The sequence below is a fragment of the Pseudomonas sp. C9 genome (genome assembly GCF_002000165.1).
Taxonomy (GTDB): domain Bacteria; phylum Pseudomonadota; class Gammaproteobacteria; order Pseudomonadales; family Pseudomonadaceae; genus Aquipseudomonas.
Map to the genome: position 1 here is coordinate 1,675,795 of NZ_MPAK01000001.1, position 21,289 is coordinate 1,697,083.

The following is a 21,289-nucleotide window of genomic DNA, read 5'->3' on the forward strand; positions in this document are numbered from 1 at the left end:
TTCCCGATCGAGGTCACGATGAATCTGCACTTCGAAGAACTCACTGGCACCGACGGCGCTCGCATCGGCGTCGCCAGCCTCGATGCCGAAAAATCCCTCAACGCCCTGTCCCTGCCGATGATCAACGCCCTGCGCGATCAAATGGACGTCTGGGCCAAAGACCCGCAAGTTGTCTGCGTGTTGATGCGTGGCAACGGCGCCAAGGCATTCTGTGCCGGCGGTGAAGTGCGCAGCCTGGTGGAGGCCTGTCGCGCCCATCCCGGGGAGGTGCCACCGCTGGCCGCGCACTTCTTTGCGGCGGAATATCGCCTGGACTTCAAACTGCACACCTACCCGAAACCGTTGATCTGCTGGGGCCATGGTTATGTGCTCGGCGGCGGGATGGGGCTGTTGCAGGGTGCGAGTATCCGCATTGTCACGCCAAGCAGTCGGCTGGCGATGCCCGAGATCAGCATCGGCTTGTACCCGGACGTCGGCGCCAGTTGGTTCCTGTCGCGGCTGCCCGGCAAGCTCGGATTGTTTCTGGGCCTGACCGGCGCCCATATGAACGGGCGCGATGCAATCGACCTGGACCTGGCCGACCGCTTCCTGCTCGATGAACAACAGGAGGAGCTGATCGAAGGGTTGCTGCAATTGAACTGGCAGGAACAGACGCCGATGCAGCTCAACAGTTTGCTCAAGGCCTTGCAGCAAGAAGCGGTTGCGCAACTGCCCGAAGCCCAGTGGCTACCGCGGCGCCAGCGCATCGACGAACTTTTGGACGTCAGTGATGTGAGTTGCGCCTGGAAAGCCATCAGCCTGCAACGCGACAGCTCCGACCTGCTGCTCAATCGTGCCGCAAAAACCATGAGTGAAGGCTCGCCGCTGACCGCTCATCTGGTCTGGGAGCAAATCGCCCGGGCCCGGCACCTGTCGCTGGCTCAGGTTTTTCAGATGGAATACACCATGAGCCTCAACTGCTGCCGACATCCGGAGTTCAGCGAGGGCGTGCGCGCACGGTTGATCGACAAGGATCAGAAACCGCACTGGCACTGGCCGGACATCAACAACGTGCCGGATGCCGTGGTGCAGGCGCACTTTCATAAAGTCTGGGAAGGACGGCACCCGTTGGCGGATTTGTCGGAATACTGAAATCCGGGCATAAAAAAAGCGGCGCTTGATGCGCCGCTTTTGTTTGAGCGATTACCGGTTGCCGCCTCGGCCCATGTGATCGCCGCGCCCGTCGTGATGGCGTCCACCCCCTCGATTGTCATTATCCCAGCCTCCTCGGCTGCCATTGTTCCAGCCACTTCGATGATGACCGTCCCAGCCCTGATTCTGATGAGACCGGTAATAGCTCCGGGATTGGTAATAGCGCGGGGCCGGTTGATAGACGCGCGGCTGATAGTAATAACGCGGTGTTGGCTGGTAATACCGCGCGGGGGGCGCGTAGTACCGGGGCGGTGGCGAGTAATAACCACCGCCACCTGAATAGTAGGAACTGCCACCAGCGTAATAGGCGGGTGCAGGCGAGGTATAACCATCTGAATAGTAGCTGTCTCCTCCATCGGAATAGGGCACGCACGCACCAAGAGACAATCCCGATAAAGCAATCAGCAGAATTTGGCGGAGCTGTTTTCGACAGAGCATGGCGGCCTCCTGGACCGCGAGTGAGCCGTACCAGCGACGCTGGCAGGCGGCAGTCAATTATTCGGTGACTGTCGAAAGATCAGACCTCCGTTTCCTGAATCTGGTGCGTTCACGAAACAGATTGAAACATCTGTCCGATGAAAGGTTTTTCATCTATTCACACCCTGATTAATGGTGCCCGCCGTGATATCCACCGCCGTAATAACGCGAGCCGTGACCGCCGTGATAGCCGTGGTTGTAGTAGCGATAACCCCCGTAATAACGCGGGCCGTAATAGCCGTGGTTGTAGTAAGGCGAGTAGTAGTAAGGCGCGTAATAACCGGGGTAGTAATAAGGTGCGGAGTACGCATCGTAAGGGTCTGCGTAGTAGTAGCAGCCAGACACCCCCAGACCGAGCAACACATAGAACACGATTCGACGCAGCATGACGGCCTCCGAAAAGACCCTGGACAGCAGCCGACAATGGCCGGCTGACACTGCTTTTGACTGAGAATCCGCCATCAAGTGCTGTGCCGCAAAATCCTTCAGATCAGCGGGCGATGCGTCCCATTGCGGTGCAATCGCGCACCATCACAAGGCAACCGTAAGCCTCTTTTCCGACGCGGCTACGCGCCATCCCCCACGTTAGAGCGCTCAAGACGAGTTGGCACGCCTCTCGCTTTAGCAACTGCGTGCAGGAGTTCATTACAGGTTCGCGGCACCACAATTTGCAATGGCTGACTAGGGTTCCGGCTCGCTGAGCGAGTGACTGGTCCGAGAGTTGGCGACCTCCAGTTGAGGTTACACGGCGGGACAAAAGCCCGGGAGACAAGCCACCGTTCGCGGTGCCGCGTTGACTCCTGCCCGCCCTCGATCAACTGGAGAACCACCCATGTCCCAGCTACGTTTCCCCGCCCTGCTCGCCGCGGCCTTTGCCGCCCTCGTGAGCGTCTCGTCCCAGGCTGCCCCGAAAGACCATTTCAGCGTGTGCTGGACAATCTATGCCGGCTGGATGCCCTGGGAATACGCCGGCAGCCAAGGCATCGTCGACAAATGGGCGAAGAAGTACGGCATCAAGATCGATGTGGTGCAGCTCAATGACTACGTCGAATCCATCAATCAATACACTGCCGGCCAGTTCGACGGTTGCACCATGACCAACATGGACGCGCTGACCATTCCGGCCGCGGGCGGCGTCGACAGCACCGCGCTGATCGTCAGCGACTTCTCCAACGGCAACGACGGCATCGTGCTCAAGGGTGACGGCAAGAAAGTCACCGACCTCAAGGGCATGGACGTCAACCTGGTGGAGCTGTCGGTTTCCCACTACCTGCTGGCCCGGGCGCTGGATTCGGTGGACCTCACCGAGAAAGACCTGAAAGTGGTCAACACCTCCGACGCCGACATTTCCGCCGCGTTCAACACCGAACAGGTCAACGCCGTCACCACCTGGAACCCGATGCTCTCGGACATCAAGGCCAAGCCTGCCGTGACCGAAGTCTTCAACTCCAGCCAGATCCCCGGCGAAATCATGGACATGATGGTGGTCAACAGCGCCACGCTCAAAGACAACCCGGCCCTGGGCAAAGCGCTGACCGGTGCCTGGTTTGAAGTCGTCGAGTTGATGAACGCGAAAAACGCCGCCAGCAAAACCGCACTCGAACACATGGCCAAAGCCTCGGGCACTGACCTGACCGGTTTCCAGGCGCAACTCGACACCACCAAATTGTTCGCCACGCCCAAAGAGGCCCTGGACTTCTCCACCAGCAAACAACTGCCGGAAACCATGCGCAAAGTCGCCGAGTTTTCGTTCCAGCACGGCTTGCTCGGCGAAGGCGCCAAGGACACCAGTGCCGTCGGCATGGCGTTCGCCAATGGCGTGACCAGCGGCGACAAGGGCAACCTCAAGCTGCGTTTCGACCCGACCTACGTGCAGATGGCTGCCGACGCCAAGCTGTAATCACGAGGAGCTGGCCATGCGCCTGATCAATCGCCATCCGGATCGTCCGAGCCGCCTGTTGTTGGTGATCCTGCCGTTCGCTCTGGTGCTGTTCGCCTACTTCATGGGCTCGGCCGAGCGGCTGACGGACAACCCCAACGACAAGCTGCTGCCCAGCGCCGTGCAGATGACCGATGCAGTGAAGCGCCTGGCCTTCGTGGCCGATGCACGAACCGGCGAATACCTGCTCTGGCAGGACAGCGCCTCCAGCCTGCGTCGGTTGGCCATCGGCCTCGGTATCAGCGCCCTGGCCGGGCTGTGCCTGGGCATGGCGGCCGGGACCCTGCCGCTGTTCGGCGCGCCGTTGTCACCGTTGTTGACGGTGCTGTCGATGGTGCCACCGCTGGCCATCCTGCCGATTCTGTTCATCGTCTTCGGGCTGGGGGAATTGTCGAAAGTGATGCTGATCGTGATCGGCATCACCCCGGCCCTGGCCCGTGATCTGGAACAGCGCGCCCGGGAAATTCCCGTGGAGTTGCTGATCAAGGCCCAGACCCTTGGCGCCTCGACCTGGACCCTGATGCTGCGCGTGGTGCTGCCGCAACTGTTGCCGCGCCTGCTGATCTCGATGCGGCTGATGCTCGGCTCGGCGTGGTTGTTCCTGATCGCCGCCGAAGCCATCGCCTCCACCGACGGCCTCGGCTATCGGATTTTCCTGGTGCGCCGTTACCTGGCGATGGACGTGATCCTGCCTTACGTGGTGTGGATCACCCTCCTCGCCTGGCTGATGGACTGGGGCCTCAAGCGCCTGACCCAGCGTGCGTTCCCTTGGTATGAAGGAGCACGCGCATGAGCTTCATCACGGTGAAAAACGTCTGGCAGCAATACGCCGATCAGGTGGTGCTCGAAGGCCTGCACCTCAACGTCAACGAGGGTGAATTCTGCACCCTCGTGGGCGCCTCCGGTTGCGGCAAATCGACCTTCTTGCGCCTGTTGCTCGGCCAGGAACGCGCCAGTCGCGGCGAGATTCTGCTCGACGGCCAAGCCCTGGCCGGCGAGCCGGATTCGAGCCGTGGCGTGGTGTTCCAGCGCTACTCGGTGTTCCCGCATTTAACGGTGCTGGACAACGTCATCCTCGGCCTCGAACTGCCGCGCTCGCCCCTGCTCGGACGCCTGTTTGGCAGCGCCAAACGTGACGCTCGGGAACAGGCCGCGGTGTTGCTGCACAAAGTCGGCCTCGGTCATTCGCTGGACAAATACCCGGCGCAATTGTCCGGAGGCATGCAACAACGGTTGGCCATCGCCCAGGCGCTGATCATGAAACCGCGCGTGTTGCTGCTCGACGAACCCTTCGGCGCACTCGATCCGGGCATCCGCAAAGACATGCACGCCTTGCTGCTGGAGCTGTGGCGCGAGACGCAACTGACGGTGTTCATGGTCACCCACGACCTGTCCGAAGGCTTCAGCCTCGGCACGCGCCTGCTGGTGTTCGACAAGGTCCGCATCGACCCGCACGCCCCCGGTGCCTATGGCGCACGCATCACCTACGACATCCCTTTGAACAGCGACCGCCGCGCCACCCGCGCCGCCGTCGACGCCCTGCCGATGCCGCTGGCAGGCACGCTTCGTACCGCTTAGAGGAATCTGCAAATGACTGATTCGACCTTACTGTTCACGCCCTTCGCCGAAGAATTGCTGCCCGGTGGCGGCCACCGTTCGTTCGTGTTGAAACGCGGCCAACTGCTGCGCCTGACCGATCTGCGCGGCGGGGCCAACGTCAGCCTGACGCTGCTCAACGCCAACGAAAAAACCGAACGCCTGAACCTCCCCGACAGCCTCAAATGCCAACACACTGCCAAGCTCACTCGCGGCCATTGCCTGTACTCGGACATGGGCCGCGTACTGGCCGCCATCACTGCCGACACCTGCGGCTGGAGCGACAGCCTCGGCGGTGTGCTCTGCGCTGAAGAAGTCGCCGAAAAATACGGCGCGGGGCGCTATCAGGAACTGCGCAACGGCTTCTTCCGCAACGGCACTGACAACCTGCTGGTGGAACTCGGCAAGTGGGGATTGGGCCTGTCGGATTTGCTGATGACCCTCAACCTGTTCAGCCGCGTCGACGTCGACGAAGCCGGGCGCTTCCACTTCGTCGAGGGCAACTCACAGGCCGGCGACTACATCGAGTTGTACGCGCCGATGGACACATTGGTGGTGCTCACGGCCCTGCAACACCCGATGGACCCATCGCCTGAATACGCGCCAAAACCGCTGAAGCTCAGCTGGATGAACGCCGACGCCAGCGTTGCCGAACACTGCCGCACCTCGCGCCCGGAAAACGAGCGCGGCTTCATCAACACCGACCGTTTGTTCGCCTGAGGATCGCTGCCATGTCACTCGCAATCGCTACCGTTCATAACGAACCCGACACCGCGATCTACCGCGCCACCATCCCCGCCGGCGAACCGTGGCTGATGGAGGTCAAGGCCGGACAGACCTTGCGCATCCTCGACCTGGAAGGCAACCAGGCCGTCGACACCTTGTTCTACAGCGTCGCCAATCCCAAGGAACGCTACGACGTGCAACGCACGCTGCGTCGGCAAAACAGCGTGTACCTGAGCACCGGCAGCGTGCTGTATTCCAACCTCGGCAAACCGATGCTGACCATCGTCGCCGACACCTGCGGCCGTCACGACACCCTCGGCGGCGCCTGCGCGCAAGAGAGCAACACCGTGCGCTACGCCCTGGAAAAACGCTACATGCACAGCTGCCGCGACAACTACCTGCGTGCCTGCGTCCACGACGGGCGACTGGGCAAGGGTGACATCGGGCCGAACATCAACTTCTTCATGAACGTGCCGGTCACGGCGGACGGCGGGCTGACCTTTGAAGACGGCATTTCGGCGCCGGGCAAGTACGTCGACCTGCGGGCCGAGATGGACGTGATCGTGCTGATTTCCAACTGCCCGCAACTGAACAACCCGTGCAACGCCTACAACCCGACCCCTGCGGAGCTGCTGGTATGGAACTGAAATTGTTGAAGCTGCGGCGGTGGCTGTTTGCCCTGTGCCAGGCCCGCTCAGGCCAGTGCCTGAAACAACCCTGACACCGCCGAACCTGTGGGAGCGGGCTTGCCCGCGAAGGGGCCAGCACATTCGATATTGATGTCGACTGACCCACCGCTATCGCGAGCCGGCTCGCTCCTACAAGGGGACGGCGGCGTTTGAGAAATCTGATTTTTCATCCGGGACGGCCCGGATGCATCTCGAAAAACTGCGGGACGGCCCGCATCCCAGGTCGAGGCTGATGCGCTATCGCCTCCGGGGGTTATGCCATGTTCGAAAAAGTCCTGATTGCCAACCGTGGCGCCATCGCCTGCCGCATCCTGCGCACCCTGCGTGAATTGCAGGTTAAAGGCGTCGCCGTTTACTCCGAGGCCGATGCGGCCAGCCTGCACATCCTGCAAGCCGATGAAGCCCACAGCCTCGGTGAAGGCGCGGCGGCCGGCACCTACCTAGCGGTCGACAAGATCCTCGCCATCGCCAAAACCACCGGCGCCACGGCAATTCATCCCGGCTACGGTTTCCTCTCGGAAAACGCCGCGTTTGCCCAGGCCTGTGAAGACGCCAACATTGCCTTCATCGGCCCCACACCCGAACAGCTGCGCGTGTTCGGCCTCAAGCACACCGCCCGCGCCCTGGCCAAACAACACGGTGTGCCGATGCTCGAAGGCACCGAACTGCTCGACAGCCTCGACGCAGCCCTGATCGCCGGCGAACAGGTTGGCTACCCGGTGATGCTCAAAAGCACTGCCGGCGGTGGCGGTATCGGCATGCGCGTGTGCCGCAGCGCTGCGGAACTGAGCGAATCTTTCGAAGCGGTGAAACGCCTCGGCCAGAACAACTTCAGCGATGCCGGCGTGTTCATCGAGAAGTACATCCAGCGTGCGCGGCACCTTGAAGTCCAGGTGTTCGGTGATGGTCGCGGCGAGGTGATTGCCCTCGGCGTGCGCGACTGCTCGGTGCAGCGCCGCAACCAGAAAGTCCTCGAAGAAACCCCGGCGCCGAACCTGCCGGAAGGCATGGCCGACGACCTGTGCGCAGCGGCGATCAAACTGGCGAAAGCGGTGAACTACCGCAGCGCCGGCACCGTGGAATTTGTCTTCGACAGCGAAGATCAGCGCTTCTACTTTCTTGAAGTGAACACCCGTTTGCAGGTCGAGCACGGCGTTACTGAACAGGTCTGGGGCGTCGATCTGGTGCGCTGGATGGTCGAACTCGCCGCCGGTGATCTACCGCCGCTGCGTGAGTTGAGCCAAGGGTTGAGAGCCGAGGGGCACGCGATTCAGGCACGTCTGTATGCCGAGGACCCGGGACGCGATTTCCAGCCCAGCCCGGGCTTGCTCACCGCGGTGAATTTCCCGGCCGCCAACGGCATTCAACTGCGCATCGACACCTGGGTCGAGGCCGGTTGCGAGATCCCGCCGTACTTCGACCCGATGATCGCCAAGGTCATCAGTTGGGCGCCGACCCGCGAAGAAGCACGCGCCGATCTGCATCAGGCATTGAGCGACAGCCTGCTGTATGGCGTGGAAACCAACCGCGATTACCTGCGCCAGATTCTGCTGGATGCGCCGTTCGCCAGTGGCCAACCGTGGACGCGTTGCCTGGAAGGCCTGAGCTATCAGGCCAACACTTTTGAAGTGTTGAGCGCCGGGACCCAGACCAGCGTTCAAGACTATCCCGGTCGCCTCGGCTATTGGGCGGTGGGCGTGCCGCCGTCGGGCCCGATGGACAGTCGCGCATTGCGTCTGGGCAATCTCCTATTGGGTAACGAAGAAGGTGCCGCCGCCCTCGAAATCACCATGACCGGGCCGTTGCTGCGCTTCAACTGTGATGCGGTGGTGGCGGTCACCGGCGCGGTTATCCCGCTGACGTTGAACGGCGAAACTGTCGCGATGTACACCGCGCTGTTGATTCCGGCCGGTGCCACGTTGAGCCTCGGCACGATGGCCGGCGCCGGCGCCCGCAGCTATCTGTGCGTGCGCGGTGGCCTGCAGGTTCCGGATTACCTGGGCAGCAAAAGCACCTTCACCCTCGGTCAGTTTGGCGGGCATGGTGGTCGCGCCTTGCGCGCCGGTGACGTGTTGCATGTGCCAACGTTGAGCGACCGTAGTGTCGGTGCGGAACTACCTGAAATCGCTGAGTTGCCCGCGGTGCGGCAAATCCGCGTGATCTACGGCCCGCATGGCGCACCGGAATACTTCACCGAACGCTACATCGGCACGTTCTTCTCGACCCAATGGGAAGTGCACTTCAACTCCAGCCGCACGGGTGTGCGGTTGATCGGGCCGAAGCCTGAATGGGTGCGCGCCGACGGCGGTGAAGCGGGTCTGCATCCGTCGAATATTCATGACAATCCGTATGCCATCGGCGCAGTGGATTTCACTGGGGACATGCCGGTCATCCTCGGCCCGGATGGCCCGAGCCTGGGTGGGTTTGTGTGCCCGGTGACGGTGATCGAGGCGGACCTTTGGCAGTTGGGGCAATTGAAGGCTGGAGACAAGGTTCAGTTCATCCCGGTCGATATCAAAACCGCCCGCAATCTCGCCTGCAAGTGGAATACCTGTGGGAGCTGGCTTGCCAGCGATGGGGCCCGTCCAGACACCGCTTCAACTTCATCGCTGGCAAGCCAGCTCCCACAGAGTCTTATGTCGCCTGTGGTATTGGATATTGGTCAGGGGGATACGCGGTTAGTGGCGCGTCTTTCTGGGGATACTCATCTACTACTGGAAATCGGCGCCCCCGAACTCGACCTCGTCCTGCGTTTCCGCGCCCACGCCCTCATGCAAGCGCTGGAAAGCAAACACCTGCCCAGCGTGATCGACCTCACGCCGGGCATCCGCTCGCTGCAAGTGCACTACCAACCCGAGCAACTGCCGCTGGCCGACCTGCTCGGTATCGTCGCCGGTGAATGGGACGCCGTGTGCGCCGCCAAGGACCTGCAAGTGCCGTCGCGCATTGTCCATCTGCCGCTGTCCTGGGATGACCCGGCCTGTCAGTTGGCGATCGAAAAATACATGACCACCGTGCGCAAGGACGCGCCGTGGTGCCCGAGCAATCTGGAGTTCATCCGCCGCATCAACGACCTGCCCAACCTCGATGAAGTGCAGCGCACGGTGTTCGACGCCAGTTACCTGGTGATGGGCCTGGGCGACGTCTACCTCGGCGCGCCGGTCGCCACACCGCTCGACCCGCGTCATCGCCTGGTGACCACCAAATACAACCCGGCCCGCACCTGGACCGCGGAAAACTCGGTGGGCATCGGGGGCGCCTATATGTGCGTCTACGGCATGGAAGGCCCCGGCGGTTATCAGTTTGTCGGTCGCACGTTGCAGATGTGGAACCGCTACCGCGAAGTCGCCGCGTTCGACGGCAAACCATGGCTGTTGCGCTTCTTCGACCAGATCCGTTTCTACCCGGTGAGCGCCGATGAACTGCTGCGCATCCGCCGGGATTTCCCCCTCGGTCGTTTCGATCTGAACATCGAGCACTGCCAGTTGAACCTCGCGGATTACCAGGCATTCCTGAGCAAAGAAGCCGACACCATTGCTGCGTTTCGTGATCAGCAAAAAGGCGCGTTCAACGCCGAGCGCGAGCGCTGGATTGCCAGCGGCCAGGCGCACTTCGACAGCGAAGAACGGGTCGCCGAAACCACCGAAGATGCGCCACTGGCCAACGGTCAACAAAGCGTCGACAGCCACATCGCCGGCAACCTCTGGCAGGTTCAGGTGCAAACCGGCAGCCGCGTGGCCGTCGGTGACGTGCTGGTGATTCTGGAGTCGATGAAGATGGAAATCCCACTGCTGGCCCCCATGGCCGGCGTGGTGCGCGAGATTCGTTTGCAACCGGGCTCGGCGGTACGTGCCGGGCAGCGCGTCGTGGTGCTGGAACTCGACTGAACCCATTTCGAAAAGGATTAACGCCATGAACATCAATCTGCAACTCGACGCCCTGCGCAGCGCTTACAGCGACGGGACCCTCACGCCCCGGCAATTGCTGCTGAGCCTGCGCGATAAAGCGGCGGCGCTGAACCCGGACTATCACCTGTTCATCCATTTGCTCAGTATTGAAGAACTGGAGCCGTACCTCGCCGCCCTCGACGGCCACAGCATCGACAGCCTGCCGCTGTACGGCGTGCCGTTTGCAATCAAGGACAACATCGACCTGGCGGGCATTCCCACCACGGCGGCGTGCCCGGAGTTTGCTTACGTGCCCGAGCGTTCGGCGACCATCGTCGAACAGTTGTTGGCGCTGGGGGCGATCCCGTTGGGCAAGACCAACCTCGACCAGTTCGCCACCGGCCTCAACGGCAGTCGCTCGCCGTATGGCGCGTGCCCCAACAGTGTGTTGCCGGAGTATCCGTCGGGCGGTTCCAGCGCCGGGTCTTCGCTGGCGGTGGCGCTGGGCGTGGCGAGTTTTTCCTTGGGCACCGACACCGCAGGATCGGGGCGTGTACCGGCAGGTTTGAACAATCTGGTGGGCCTGAAAGCCACCAAAGGTTTGATCTCCACGGCGGGTGTGGTGCCGGCCTGTCGCACGCTCGATTGCGTCACGACCTTCACCGCGACCGCTCGCGAAGCCAGCCAATTGCTCGCGCTCACGGCACACCTCGACCCGCGCGATGAATACAGCCGCAGCAACCCGCAATGGAATGACGGCGCGGCATTCGGCACACCGCGCCCGTTCCGCTTTGGCGTACCCCGTGCGCAAGATCTGGAGTTCTTCGGTTGCCCCGAAGGCCCGCTGTTGTTCGGTGATGCCATCGACCAACTCAAGGCTTTGGGCGGTGAAGCCGTCGAACTGGACCTGTCGCCGTTTCTCGAAGCCGCACGTCTGCTTTACGAAGGGCCGTGGGTGGCCGAGCGTTACAGCGTGGCCGGCGAATTGATGGAACAAAACCCGGAAGCGGTGCTGCCGGTGATCCGTGCGGTGCTGGCCAAGGCTCCGGCGGTGACGGGCGTGCAAACCTTCCGCGCCCAGTATCGCCTGCAAGCCTTGAAGGCGCTGTGCGACACCGCACTGGCAGACCTCGATTGCGTGGTCACACCGACCATCGGCCGCCCGGTGACACGGGCGCAACTGGACGCCGAACCGGTGCTGCGCAATTCGGAATTGGGTTACTACACCAACTTCATGAACCTGCTCGATTACGCCGCTGTCGCCGTGCCCAGCGGTTTCATGGGCAATGGCCTGCCGTGGGGCGTGACCCTGTTTGGTCGGGCGTTCACCGATCAGTACTTGTTGAGCGTGGCGGATGCGTTCCAGCGTCAGCACGGTGTGACGGCGCCCACGCCAACAACCGTTGCGCGCAATGACCGGGCGCGGTTGGTGGTGTGTGGTGCGCACCTGGACGGGTTGGCGTTGAACTGGCAATTGAAGCGGCGCGGGGCGCGGTTGATCGAGACGACTTACAGTTCGCCGGACTATCAACTGTATGCGCTGGCCGGTGGCCCGCCATTTCGTCCGGGGATGGTTCGCGTAAAGTCCGGTGGCGTGGCGATTGCGGTGGAAGTCTGGGAACTGCCAAGCAGTGAATTGGGCTCGTTTTTGACCGGAATTCCGGCGCCGCTGGGGTTGGGCAAGGTGCAACTGGCGGATGGGCGATGGGAGAGCGGGTTTATCTGTGAGGCGTATGGGTTGGAAGGTGCCACCGATATCAGCCATCTTGGCGGATGGCGAGCTTATCTCGCTCAATGATCGTCCCCATGCTCTGCGTGGGAATGCATGCTGTGACGCTCCGCGTCACGCTCGCAAAGGGACGCAGAGCGTCCGGGGCGGCATTCCCACGCAGAGCGTGGGAACGATCATTCCGTTGAGGCCCGTGAGCGATCATTCGCGTTCGACATAGAGCAGTTATTTCCCGGCGGTGCCATTAGAATGCCTGCTTTGGACCATTGCCCACGGAAGTGTCATGTCGCCCCGCTCGCCTCTGTATTCTCAACGTTCGTTGGTCCTCACGCTGATCGCGCTGCTGGGCGCCGGGTTTCTTGCCACGTCCTTCCTCAGTTACTACGCCTCTCGCGCGTCGATTCGCGACAACATCGTCAACACTGAACTGCCGCTGACATCGGACACGGTCTACTCGGAAATCCAGAAAGACCTGGTCAGACCGATCCTGATTTCCTCGATGATGTCCCGCGACACCTTCATGCGGGACTGGGTGGTGAACGGCGAGCACGATCCCGAGAAAATGACTCGTTACCTCAACGAAGTCATGACGCACTACGGCGCCTACACCTCGTTCTTCATTTCCAACAGCACGCTGACCTACTACCACGCCAAAGGCGTGCTCAAACAGATCAAGGCCACCGAACCCCGTGACACTTGGTATTTTCGCGTGCGGGACATGGCCGAGCCTTACGAAATCAATGTCGACCCGGACATGGCCAACAAGGACAACCTGACCTTCTTCATCAACTACAAGGTCTACGACTACAACGACCGTTTCATCGGCGCGGCGGGTGTCGGCCTGACGGTCGATGCGGTGATCAAGCTGATCGACAAGTACCAGCAGCGCTACCAGCGCAGCGTGTATTTCGTCGACAACTTCGGGCGCCTGGTGCTCACTGGCGCCGAGGGTGGCCCACAAGGTGCACACATCGGGCAGAGCCTCAGCGAGCTCGACAGCATGAAAAGCCTGGTCAGCCAATTGCCCAAACCCCACAGCGGCAGCTACGAATATTCCGTTCAGGGCCAGGGACATTTCCTCAATGTGCGCTTCATTCCGGAGCTGAATTGGTACCTGTTCGTCGACAAACGCGAAGACGGCGCCCTCAGTGAAATCCGCCAGTCGCTGTACCTCAACCTGCTGATCTGCCTGCTCGTCACGCTGATTGTGCTGGCCCTGCTGAACCGGGTAATCAAGCGTTTTCAGGGCAAGATCCAGGCCCAGGCCACCCTCGACACACTGACTGAACTGCCAAACCGTCGAGGCTTTGATCTGTTGGCTGCACAGGCCATGCATGAAGCCCAGCGCGAGCCGAAACCGCTAACCGCGCTGCTGCTGGATCTGGACCACTTCAAGGTGTTGAACGACACCTACGGGCATCTGGCCGGCGATCAGGTGCTGATCGGCTTCGCGCGGGATCTGGAGAGCTGTCTGCGCCATTCCGACATCGTCTGCCGCTGGGGCGGTGAAGAATTTATCGTGCTGCTCAAGGACACCGACGGTGAGACCGGCCTGATGATCGCCGAGAAAATTCGCCAGCATGTCGAAACACAACGTTATGCCTACAACGATCAAGCCTTGCAGCTGTCCGTCAGCATCGGCTTGACCACGTTGCAGCCGGATGACACCTTGCACACCCTGCTCTCACGAGCCGATCATGCGATGTATCGCGCCAAGCAATCGGGCCGTAATCGCACCTGCGTGGAAATGTCTCACTCCAGCTATGAATGACCTTTATGAACCGGCCTGAACACTGCCCGGCCTGCGGCGCCTCCAACGACTGCAGCCTGGCCGACCCGCGAACCGCTGATCGCGCCTGTTGGTGCTACGGCGTCAGCATCGACCCGGCCGTGCTCGAAGCACTGCCGGCCGAACTGCGCGACGCCTCCTGCCTGTGCCCACGCTGCGCGCAGGTCGAGGCACAGCTGTAAGCAGGCCTCCGGCCGATCACGTAAGATACGCGACCCTTTTCCCACCGATCCCTTGCCATGCGCGTTGACCGTTTCCTCAGCAATCTGCCGTGCTTCAACCGTAAGCAGGTGCGCCTGTTGCTGGTGGAAAAGCGCGTGCGGATCGACGGAAACATCGTCAGCGACCCGCACGCCGACGTCCGCGAATTCAGTCGTGTTGAAGTGGACGACGACGTGCTGCAAGCCGGCAAGCCGCTGCGCCACTTCATGCTGCACAAGCCCGCCGGCTGCGTCAGCGCCACCCGCGACCCGGAACACCCGACAGTCCTCGACCTGATTCACGAGCCCGACAAGGATGAGTTGCACATCGCCGGTCGCCTGGATTTCAACACCACCGGCCTGATGCTGATCACCAATGACGGCAGCTGGTCACGACGCCTGACCCAACCGCAGACCAAACTGCCCAAGGTTTATTACGTCGAGACCGAGCAGGAGATCGGCCCGGAATATGCGTTGAAATTCACAGAAGGGCTGTATTTCGCTTTCGAGGACCTCACCACTCAACCCGCCGGGTTAGAGCTGTTGGGGCCGAAGTCGGCGCGCCTTAGCATTATTGAAGGTCGCTATCACCAGGTGAAGCGCATGTTTGGCCACTTCGACAACAAGGTGCTACGCCTGCACCGCGAGCGCATGGGCCCGCTGGAGCTGGACAATGCGCTAAAACCGGGCGAGTACCGCCCATTGCGCACCGAAGAGATTCATTTGATCTAAGCAGGCAACCGCTCAGCAGAAGTTGTCGAACAATTTACGAAAGACACTTGCGCGATGCCGCCTCCCCTGCTTGAATCAGGTCGTCAGCCGAAATGTGACTGACGAGTCACAACATACCTCTAAGAAACTTTTTGCCGGTTAGAGAACCCTCAGGTTCCGCCTCAGACCGACAGACTGCCCGCCAATAATAATACCCGTCGACCTGCTGCATGGATCGACATGGGCCTCCAAATTCCAGGCGTATGCCTACCTGTCACAAAGCTCGTGCAATCTCATTTGCGCGCATACCCGCTTGCCAGGAGTCTTATGACATGAGGCCAGAAATCGCTGTGCTGGATATACAAGGTCAGTATCGGGTTTACACGGAGTTCTATCGCGCAGACGCCGCAGAGAAGACCATTATTCTGGTCAACGGCTCGATGGCCACGACTGCGTCGTTTGCACAAACCGTGAAAAACCTTCATCCGCAATTCAACGTGGTTTGCTACGACCAGCCCTACGCGGGCAAGTCCAAGGCCCACAACCTGCACGAGAAATTGCTGACCAAGGAAGTCGAAGGGCAGATCCTCCTAGAGCTGATCGACCACTTCGGCGCCGAACACGTTCTGTCGTTTTCCTGGGGCGGTGCCGCGACCCTGGTCGCCCTCGCCCACCGGCCACGACGGATCGAAAAAGCCGTAATCAGCTCGTTCTCCCCGGAGATCAACGCGCACATGCTCGACTACCTCGAGCGCGGCGTCGATTACCTCGGCAGCCGGGACGGCGACCGGGTCGGCACCCTGGTGAACAGCACCATCGGTAAACACTTGCCGACTCTGTTCAAGCGCTTCAACTATCGGCACGTCAGCAGCCTGGCCGATCATGAATACGGGCAGATGCACTTCCACATCAGCGACCTGCTGCACAGTGATCGCCAGTGCTTTCTGAAGGCCGCGGAGAAAATCAACGTGCCGGTGCTGTTCATGAACGGCGAATGGGACGAATACACCGCCGCCGATGGCGCGCGATTGTTCGCCAACCATGTGCAACACGCCACCTTCACGACCCTGGAAGCGACCGGCCACTTTCTCGACATGGAACACAAAGCCGCCTGCCGAGACAGCCGCAATGCACTGATGGGGTTCCTGAAACCGGCACAGCATGAAAGCCGACCGCGTTACCACTACGTTCAGGACCACCATGCACTGGCTATCTGAAACAGCGTCCTCGCGAGCACGCCCCGCCCTACAGCGTTGAATGCAGTCCTGTAGGCGCGAGGCTTGCCCGCGATAGACCGTGTTGTCGTTTCGTGGGTGCTAAATGCAGCGTGCATAAAGAAAAACTTCAAATCCGTGCGCACATCTGGTACAAAGTCAGCCGCTCTGAGCGGGTGTCGTATAATGGCATTACTCCAGCTTCCCAAGCTGATAACGAGGGTTCGATTCCCTTCACCCGCTCCACTCAGATTTCAGTCTCACGTCGTTTTTTGACGGGGGATAAAAAACCGGCCTTGATGGCCGGTTTTTTTATGTCTGGGGTTTGGTGGACTCGGGTATGTGGTCAACTTGGCCAATCATTGATAAATAGATCAGTCCCCAATTTTCCACAGCTGAATAAGCATGGTTGTGCATCTCTGGCTTATCAACTCCCGCCGCATGCCCCAGGCATGACCTTGCTGACATCTTCGCGAGCCATTTCTCAGAGTAGGTCTGATACAGTCGTCCCCGTTAAATTCGTTGACAGGGAGTCAAGCATGGCAAAGCCAGCTGCACGTATCACCGACCCAACCAGTTGTCCCATGCCGGGGCACGGCTCCAAAGCTATCGCCTCTGGCTCTCCTGATGTGTTCTTCGACGGCCTTGCAGCCGCTCGCAAAGGTGACACCTGCACCTGCGGTAGTGCGTTAGCTTCAGAAGTGTCCGGCACAGTGTTAATCAACGGCAAAAATGCCGCGCTGGTCGGTACTGTCGGCACATCATGGCGATGTCGTGATCGGCGGTTCGGGCACGGTCATCATCGGAAGCTCCCATACCCCTGCCCCCTTTATTCCTCCTATGCCCATGGTCATTCACGGCAACTGGATCGGCTTTAAGATTCCCGCAGAAGAAAGCTACGAAGGGTTTGCTTGCACGGCTCACTTTGACGATGGGTCTTCCATGCCCGGCGTCTTTGACGCAAACAACTCGGTCAAATTTTCCAACCCCACCGGAAAGGCATGCCATACCTTGGCATTTGCCCAACACGAAAACACCTGCACAACCGCAGGTATCGACGGACTGCTGAACGACATTTTGGGATAAGGATATTCTAGTGACGGAACCGAACCTGGTAACCGGAAGTTATGTTGTTAAAAGCGAACATACGCTCGACCGGTCTCCCCTTGAGATGGCGGTTGCAGGCATGGAGGGGGCGGCCAGTCGTTTTTCCATCGATGCCATCAAGGACGAACGCATCCGCGCAAGCTACGAGAGCAATATTCGACGAATGTCACAGCAGATATTCGCTGAGGTGAGAGCTGGCAATATCAGCGTCGAGGACGCGACAAAGTTCAGCAATGAGATGCGCAACAAAATCATGTTCGAACACCGCAAGCTGACCTCTGCACAGGGTTTGGCCATCGTGCAAAAAAAGAAAAAGGCCGGCCGAACACACAGCGACATCCTGAACGAAAAATCTCAAACCCAGTTCCACAAGAACTACGAACAACTTTCTAAGGCTCAACAGAAAGAGGTCTTGTACAGAGCTCTGGAGCGGTCCGGCAGTGCCAATGCCAAGTTCACTTCTGGCACAAAAATCATGTCTGTCATGGGCAAGGTTGGCATCATCTTGACGGCGGTGCTGGCCACCTACCAAATACTGAACGCTGATGACAAGGCCAAGGAAACGGCGCGTCAAGCCACGATCCTGGGTGGTGGTGCGGCAGGTGGGTTTTTGGCGGGCTTGGGCATATCCGCTCTTTGTGGTCCTGGAGCTCCGGCCTGCGCAATCGCCGTAGTTCTCATCGGTAGCGTTGTCGGCGGCATCGCCGGCGGGGTCGCGGCTGACACGTTCGACGCAGAGCTAGAGGAGCTGGCCCATTGGGACATATTCTGACGCCTACGGAACGAGCGAACATCCAGATCGCGCTGGCAGAGGCCTTTGTAGACAGCACTGTCGACTACGCCTCTATCGCAGAACGAATTCGAGGCTATGACCCAAAGGACGTTGAAGAAATCTTGTACTCAGAGGTCGCGCCTGTCTGCTTCAGCAACCTTGAAACGCCCGTCCCTCCTGTTTGGAGTGGTTTTAAGGATGAATGGTTACTAGAGGAAATAGCCAAAGAACTCAAAGCGCGAGAACACAGTTGGTTTCGACGTCGCTTCGACCAGTTAAAAGTGGCATGGCTACGCTACAGCTACGGTTACATCTGGAAGGAGCTCATGAAATTTCATCGTTTCCAGTAACTGCCCCCCTAAGAATGAATTACGAATTCCTTATGAGAGTTTGTTCCCTGCTGTTGCCTGACGGGCGACCATAACGAAAAAACCGGTCCTGTGTGGCCGGTTTTTTTGTGGGCGGGATTTAGTGAAACGCTGATTCTTCATCCTGAACAAAGCAGTCAACGTCTGCCCAATCACGCGTCGATCACCCAATTCCCTGATGGCACGAAAGTGGCCAATTTCCGAAAAGGCAACGTCCTACACGACGCTGGGAATTGTCCGTACACTTGCGCATTGCTGTGCCTTTGTCACGAGGCCTATAGTCCGAGCGCGCCCAAATGGCGTATCGGGTTTGGCGACTCGATGCCTTGGTACAGGAGCCTCCGAGAATTTCTCGGAGCGCTTTTGAACGTACGTTGCTACCTCATTTTTGGTGGCTGTGCGTGGGAGACCTTAGGGTCTGCCGGTTTTACCATGGCCCGGTTCGCCAACCCGCGTACAGCTACCACCCTATTGTTTGGCGACGATTGAGTGGTAGGTCTTCCTCCTATCATGGTGATCAATCTTGAAAGAATATATGGCTCTAACCAGCAACGCCGACGATCTGCCCTCCCTCTTCGTCAACACCACCCAACCGCTGCACTCACTGCTCAGCACGGCCAGCTACAGAATACGAGCCGTGACGCAGATCCTCGAAAACCTCGCCATGCGAGGCGACATCACCACCGACGCGGTCATCCTCAGCGACTTTGCATTGCTCTGCTGCGTGCCCTTGCGCGACGGTTGCGATGTGCTGGACGTTATCGCTCGACGCATGGATGCCGAACCGTCCTGAGGTGATACCGGGCGCCTTTCGGGGCGCCCTTTGCCTTTCATGGCCTGACAGCCAGTTAAAGGAGGGCGATGAACATGCTTTATCCAATTGCGATTTCAGCAGGCGATGACCAACACGCGTGGGGCGTAGAAGTGCCTGATGTCCAGGGTTGTTTTTCGGCTGGAGAAGGACTGAACGATGCAATAGCCATGGCGCGCGAAGCCATTGAAGGCCATTTCGAAATTCTCGCGGACCAAGGATCCCCGATTCCACTGGCAAACAATGTCACCCTGCACATATCCAATCCGCAGTACGCGGAATGTGTATGGGCAGTTTTGGACATCGACAGGACTAAATACTCGGGGGAAGCCCGGTAGCATTGATAGTTGACGCCCTTCCGTCAGAATGACCGAAGCACCACTGTGGCGAGGGAGCAAGCTCCCTCACCACAGGTTCAGTGTGCTTTTACCGAGTCGCAACGATAAACAACCGTGGAAACGGCAGCAGCACCGAACCATCGCTCAACGCTGGATAGGCCTGCTCGATCGCGGTTTGATACTGCTTGAGGTACTGAGCCTTTTCCGCATCATCCAGCGGTTCGAGAAACGGCCGCAAACCGCTGCCCTTGAACCACTCGACCACGCCCGAAGCCCCGCCCGCCAGCGGGTGATGGTAGGTGGTGCGCCATACATCGACGCGCGCGCAGTGCGGTCGCACCATCGAGTAGTAATCGCTGGCACTGGCCATTTCGGTGCGCTGCCCGGCTGCGCTCGCCAGTTTGTCGGCCCACGGGCCCTCGGCGGCCACTTCACGCATCAGGCGATGGGACGGTTCGTTGAGGTTGTCAGGCATCTGGATGGCCAGGCTGCCGCCCGGCGTCAGTCTGGCGGCCAGCGAAGGCAGTAACGTCGCGTGATCGGGCAGCCACTGCAAAACCGCATTGGCAAAAATCACGTCGAACGGTCCGCTATCGTTCCAGGTACCGATATCGACGGTGTCGAACTGCACGCTGGGCAAGCGCTTGCGAGCCGCATCGATCATGTCCGGCGAACTGTCCACGCCACGCACCGTGGCGCCGATGAAGCGCTCGACCAGCAGTTCGGTCGAGTTGCCGGGGCCGCAACCGATATCAATGGCCGAGCGCGCCTCCACGGGCGGGATGGCAGCGAGCAAGTCTCGCGCCGGGCGTGTGCGTTCATCTTCAAAAGCGACGTATTGTTTGGCGGACCAACTCATTGCGTTCTCCTGCAGGTGCGGTGTTGTGGCCCGAGGCGCACCACCGGTTCGCTACGATACCTCGACCAACCTTCAAGGCCCTATCCCCGACCTTTGTCCAACCACGACAACTTGACCGCTCGTCGAGCCATACACGAGGTAGTTTTGACAGCCTCAATTTCGCATCTATAGTCCAATCGCGGCCCGTCGGAAGGAACCCGAACCCGTTAGTTTGCACGCAAGGAGCAAGGCCAGCTCATGTTCGTGACAGGTGGGTTCCGCCCGTAGTGTTTGCGCAACGACCGCAAGGCAAGCAAGCGTTGTTGTGCCTGGAAAGATGCCAGGCGTTCACTATGAAGAAGGAGCTTTACTATGTCTCGAGTCACGGACGTACTGGTTTCGATCGACACTGAAACCATCCTGAAAAACTACCCGAACATCAGCAAAAACCCTGCCGCGCCGACGATGATCGACGTCAATCATGTGTACATGGTTACCAACCAGAACAACGTGATTAATGGTCAGGCGGGTGGCGAACTGAACTTGAAAGCACAAGTGGGCGACCTGATCCGCTGGCGGGAAACCAGCCTGTCGCAGAGCTTTGAAACAGCGGTGATTTTCTACAAATTCATCGGCAATGTCGGCAACGAGCTGATCTCCACCCCCACGCCACGCAAGGCCACTGCTTGCGTGGCCGTCCCCAACACCAGTAATCCTTCAGTGCCGAGCTGCCAGAAAGTCGACAACTATTACTGGTCGTCGGAAACACTGGCGTGCGGTAGCGTGACCTACCATTTCAACTTTTTGATCGTGGATCGCGAGTGCAAGATTGTCGGCTGCTGTTCGTGGGATCCGTTCATTACCATCCGTAACTGACGAGGGTCTGGCCCCTTGGCGACAAGGGGCT

19 protein-coding genes, 1 tRNA gene, 2 pseudogenes and 1 riboswitch are annotated in these 21,289 nt (G+C 59.8%); of the genes and pseudogenes, 19 read left to right on the plus strand and 3 right to left on the minus strand.

Going from position 1 to position 21,289, the window contains the following annotated elements:
- Positions 1–18: 18 nt before the first annotated feature.
- Positions 19–1,131 carry an enoyl-CoA hydratase/isomerase family protein gene (locus tag BMS17_RS07935; RefSeq protein ID WP_077430738.1) on the plus strand — a complete coding sequence of 371 codons (1,113 nt, stop codon included), beginning with the start codon at positions 19–21 and terminating at the stop codon, positions 1,129–1,131.
- 51 nt (positions 1,132–1,182) lie between these two features.
- Here BMS17_RS07935 and BMS17_RS30635 read toward each other — a convergent pair whose 3' ends face one another.
- Positions 1,183–1,629 carry a hypothetical protein gene (locus tag BMS17_RS30635; RefSeq protein WP_077430739.1) on the minus strand — a complete coding sequence of 149 codons (447 nt, stop codon included), beginning with the start codon at positions 1,627–1,629 and terminating at the stop codon, positions 1,183–1,185.
- Positions 1,630–1,797: 168 nt separating this feature from the next.
- A complete protein-coding gene (locus BMS17_RS07945) occupies positions 1,798–2,055 on the minus strand; it encodes a hypothetical protein (protein ID WP_077430740.1) in 258 nt (85 codons plus the stop codon).
- A 283-nt stretch (positions 2,056–2,338) separates the two neighbouring features.
- Positions 2,339–2,438: riboswitch (guanidine-I (ykkC/yxkD leader) on the plus strand.
- A gap of 62 nt (positions 2,439–2,500) precedes the next feature.
- Between BMS17_RS07945 and BMS17_RS07955 the strand changes: the two genes are divergently transcribed.
- The 17 genes and pseudogenes from BMS17_RS07955 to BMS17_RS08035 all read left to right on the plus strand — a co-directional run.
- A complete protein-coding gene (locus BMS17_RS07955) occupies positions 2,501–3,568 on the plus strand; it encodes a putative urea ABC transporter substrate-binding protein (protein ID WP_046029476.1) in 1,068 nt (355 codons plus the stop codon).
- Positions 3,569–3,584: 16 nt separating this feature from the next.
- Positions 3,585–4,400 (plus strand): ABC transporter permease, encoded by an 816-nt coding sequence (locus tag BMS17_RS07960; protein ID WP_046029475.1) that lies wholly within the window; start codon positions 3,585–3,587, stop codon positions 4,398–4,400.
- Positions 4,397–5,185 carry an ABC transporter ATP-binding protein gene (locus tag BMS17_RS07965; RefSeq protein ID WP_077430741.1) on the plus strand — a complete coding sequence of 263 codons (789 nt, stop codon included), beginning with the start codon at positions 4,397–4,399 and terminating at the stop codon, positions 5,183–5,185. Before BMS17_RS07960 ends, BMS17_RS07965 begins: the two co-directional genes overlap by 4 nt.
- 12 nt (positions 5,186–5,197) lie before the next feature.
- Complete coding sequence (locus BMS17_RS07970; RefSeq protein WP_046029472.1) at positions 5,198–5,923, plus strand: urea amidolyase associated protein UAAP1; 726 nt, start codon at positions 5,198–5,200, stop codon at positions 5,921–5,923.
- A gap of 11 nt (positions 5,924–5,934) precedes the next feature.
- Positions 5,935–6,576, plus strand: a complete 642-nt coding sequence (locus BMS17_RS07975; RefSeq protein ID WP_077430742.1) for an urea amidolyase associated protein UAAP2 — start codon at positions 5,935–5,937, stop codon at positions 6,574–6,576.
- A gap of 302 nt (positions 6,577–6,878) precedes the next feature.
- Positions 6,879–10,505 carry an urea carboxylase gene (gene uca, locus BMS17_RS07980; protein ID WP_077430743.1) on the plus strand — a complete coding sequence of 1,209 codons (3,627 nt, stop codon included), beginning with the start codon at positions 6,879–6,881 and terminating at the stop codon, positions 10,503–10,505.
- Between the two features lie 25 nt (positions 10,506–10,530).
- Complete coding sequence (gene atzF, locus BMS17_RS07985; protein WP_046029467.1) at positions 10,531–12,303, plus strand: allophanate hydrolase; 1,773 nt, start codon at positions 10,531–10,533, stop codon at positions 12,301–12,303.
- 214 nt (positions 12,304–12,517) lie between these two features.
- Positions 12,518–14,005 carry a sensor domain-containing diguanylate cyclase gene (locus BMS17_RS07990; protein ID WP_077430744.1) on the plus strand — a complete coding sequence of 496 codons (1,488 nt, stop codon included), beginning with the start codon at positions 12,518–12,520 and terminating at the stop codon, positions 14,003–14,005.
- 5 nt (positions 14,006–14,010) lie between these two features.
- Positions 14,011–14,205 carry a cysteine-rich CWC family protein gene (locus tag BMS17_RS07995; RefSeq protein ID WP_046029463.1) on the plus strand — a complete coding sequence of 65 codons (195 nt, stop codon included), beginning with the start codon at positions 14,011–14,013 and terminating at the stop codon, positions 14,203–14,205.
- A 57-nt stretch (positions 14,206–14,262) separates the two neighbouring features.
- Positions 14,263–14,955 carry a pseudouridine synthase gene (locus tag BMS17_RS08000; RefSeq protein WP_077430745.1) on the plus strand — a complete coding sequence of 231 codons (693 nt, stop codon included), beginning with the start codon at positions 14,263–14,265 and terminating at the stop codon, positions 14,953–14,955.
- Between the two features lie 311 nt (positions 14,956–15,266).
- Entirely contained in the window at positions 15,267–16,151 is an 885-nt protein-coding gene (locus tag BMS17_RS08005; RefSeq protein ID WP_046029459.1) for an alpha/beta fold hydrolase, read from the plus strand.
- Positions 16,152–16,320: 169 nt separating this feature from the next.
- A tRNA-Gly gene (locus tag BMS17_RS08010) sits at positions 16,321–16,394 on the plus strand.
- A gap of 293 nt (positions 16,395–16,687) precedes the next feature.
- Positions 16,688–17,234: pseudogene (locus BMS17_RS08015) on the plus strand (PAAR domain-containing protein).
- A 10-nt stretch (positions 17,235–17,244) separates the two neighbouring features.
- Positions 17,245–18,027, plus strand: a complete 783-nt coding sequence (locus BMS17_RS08020; protein WP_077430746.1) for a hypothetical protein — start codon at positions 17,245–17,247, stop codon at positions 18,025–18,027.
- The gene (locus BMS17_RS08025; protein WP_046029456.1) at positions 18,012–18,377 is read left to right on the plus strand and encodes a hypothetical protein; all 366 of its coding nucleotides are present in this window, start codon (positions 18,012–18,014) and stop codon (positions 18,375–18,377) included. The genes BMS17_RS08020 and BMS17_RS08025 overlap by 16 nt, the downstream gene beginning before the upstream one ends.
- A gap of 541 nt (positions 18,378–18,918) precedes the next feature.
- Positions 18,919–19,188: a hypothetical protein gene (locus tag BMS17_RS08030; protein WP_046029454.1), complete on the plus strand. Its 270-nt coding sequence runs from the start codon at positions 18,919–18,921 to the stop codon at positions 19,186–19,188.
- A 74-nt stretch (positions 19,189–19,262) separates the two neighbouring features.
- A pseudogene (locus BMS17_RS08035) lies at positions 19,263–19,541 on the plus strand (type II toxin-antitoxin system HicB family antitoxin); the annotation flags it as partial.
- A 91-nt stretch (positions 19,542–19,632) separates the two neighbouring features.
- Here BMS17_RS08035 and tam read toward each other — a convergent pair.
- Positions 19,633–20,403: a trans-aconitate 2-methyltransferase gene (gene tam, locus BMS17_RS08040; protein WP_046029452.1), complete on the minus strand. Its 771-nt coding sequence runs from the start codon at positions 20,401–20,403 to the stop codon at positions 19,633–19,635.
- Positions 20,404–20,754: 351 nt separating this feature from the next.
- Between tam and BMS17_RS08045 the strand changes: the two genes are divergently transcribed.
- On the plus strand, positions 20,755–21,258 hold the full coding sequence (locus BMS17_RS08045) for an inclusion body family protein (RefSeq protein ID WP_046029450.1): 504 nt from the start codon (positions 20,755–20,757) through the stop codon (positions 21,256–21,258).
- Positions 21,259–21,289 lie beyond the last annotated feature (31 nt).

Excerpts from the sequence above, each read along its gene's own strand:
- BMS17_RS07935 (WP_077430738.1), top strand. The coding sequence starts at position 19 with ATGAATCTGCACTTCGAAGAACTCACTGGCACCGACGGCGCTCGCATC.
- BMS17_RS30635 (WP_077430739.1), bottom strand. The coding sequence starts at position 1,629 with ATGCTCTGTCGAAAACAGCTCCGCCAAATTCTGCTGATTGCTTTATCG.
- BMS17_RS07945 (WP_077430740.1), bottom strand. The coding sequence starts at position 2,055 with ATGCTGCGTCGAATCGTGTTCTATGTGTTGCTCGGTCTGGGGGTGTCT.
- BMS17_RS07955 (WP_046029476.1), top strand. The coding sequence starts at position 2,501 with ATGTCCCAGCTACGTTTCCCCGCCCTGCTCGCCGCGGCCTTTGCCGCC.
- BMS17_RS07960 (WP_046029475.1), top strand. The coding sequence starts at position 3,585 with ATGCGCCTGATCAATCGCCATCCGGATCGTCCGAGCCGCCTGTTGTTG.
- BMS17_RS07965 (WP_077430741.1), top strand. The coding sequence starts at position 4,397 with ATGAGCTTCATCACGGTGAAAAACGTCTGGCAGCAATACGCCGATCAG.
- BMS17_RS07970 (WP_046029472.1), top strand. The coding sequence starts at position 5,198 with ATGACTGATTCGACCTTACTGTTCACGCCCTTCGCCGAAGAATTGCTG.
- BMS17_RS07975 (WP_077430742.1), top strand. The coding sequence starts at position 5,935 with ATGTCACTCGCAATCGCTACCGTTCATAACGAACCCGACACCGCGATC.
- uca (WP_077430743.1), top strand. The coding sequence starts at position 6,879 with ATGTTCGAAAAAGTCCTGATTGCCAACCGTGGCGCCATCGCCTGCCGC.
- atzF (WP_046029467.1), top strand. The coding sequence starts at position 10,531 with ATGAACATCAATCTGCAACTCGACGCCCTGCGCAGCGCTTACAGCGAC.
- BMS17_RS07990 (WP_077430744.1), top strand. The coding sequence starts at position 12,518 with ATGTCGCCCCGCTCGCCTCTGTATTCTCAACGTTCGTTGGTCCTCACG.
- BMS17_RS07995 (WP_046029463.1), top strand. The coding sequence starts at position 14,011 with ATGAACCGGCCTGAACACTGCCCGGCCTGCGGCGCCTCCAACGACTGC.
- BMS17_RS08000 (WP_077430745.1), top strand. The coding sequence starts at position 14,263 with ATGCGCGTTGACCGTTTCCTCAGCAATCTGCCGTGCTTCAACCGTAAG.
- BMS17_RS08005 (WP_046029459.1), top strand. The coding sequence starts at position 15,267 with ATGAGGCCAGAAATCGCTGTGCTGGATATACAAGGTCAGTATCGGGTT.
- tam (WP_046029452.1), bottom strand. The coding sequence starts at position 20,403 with ATGAGTTGGTCCGCCAAACAATACGTCGCTTTTGAAGATGAACGCACA.
- BMS17_RS08045 (WP_046029450.1), top strand. The coding sequence starts at position 20,755 with ATGTCTCGAGTCACGGACGTACTGGTTTCGATCGACACTGAAACCATC.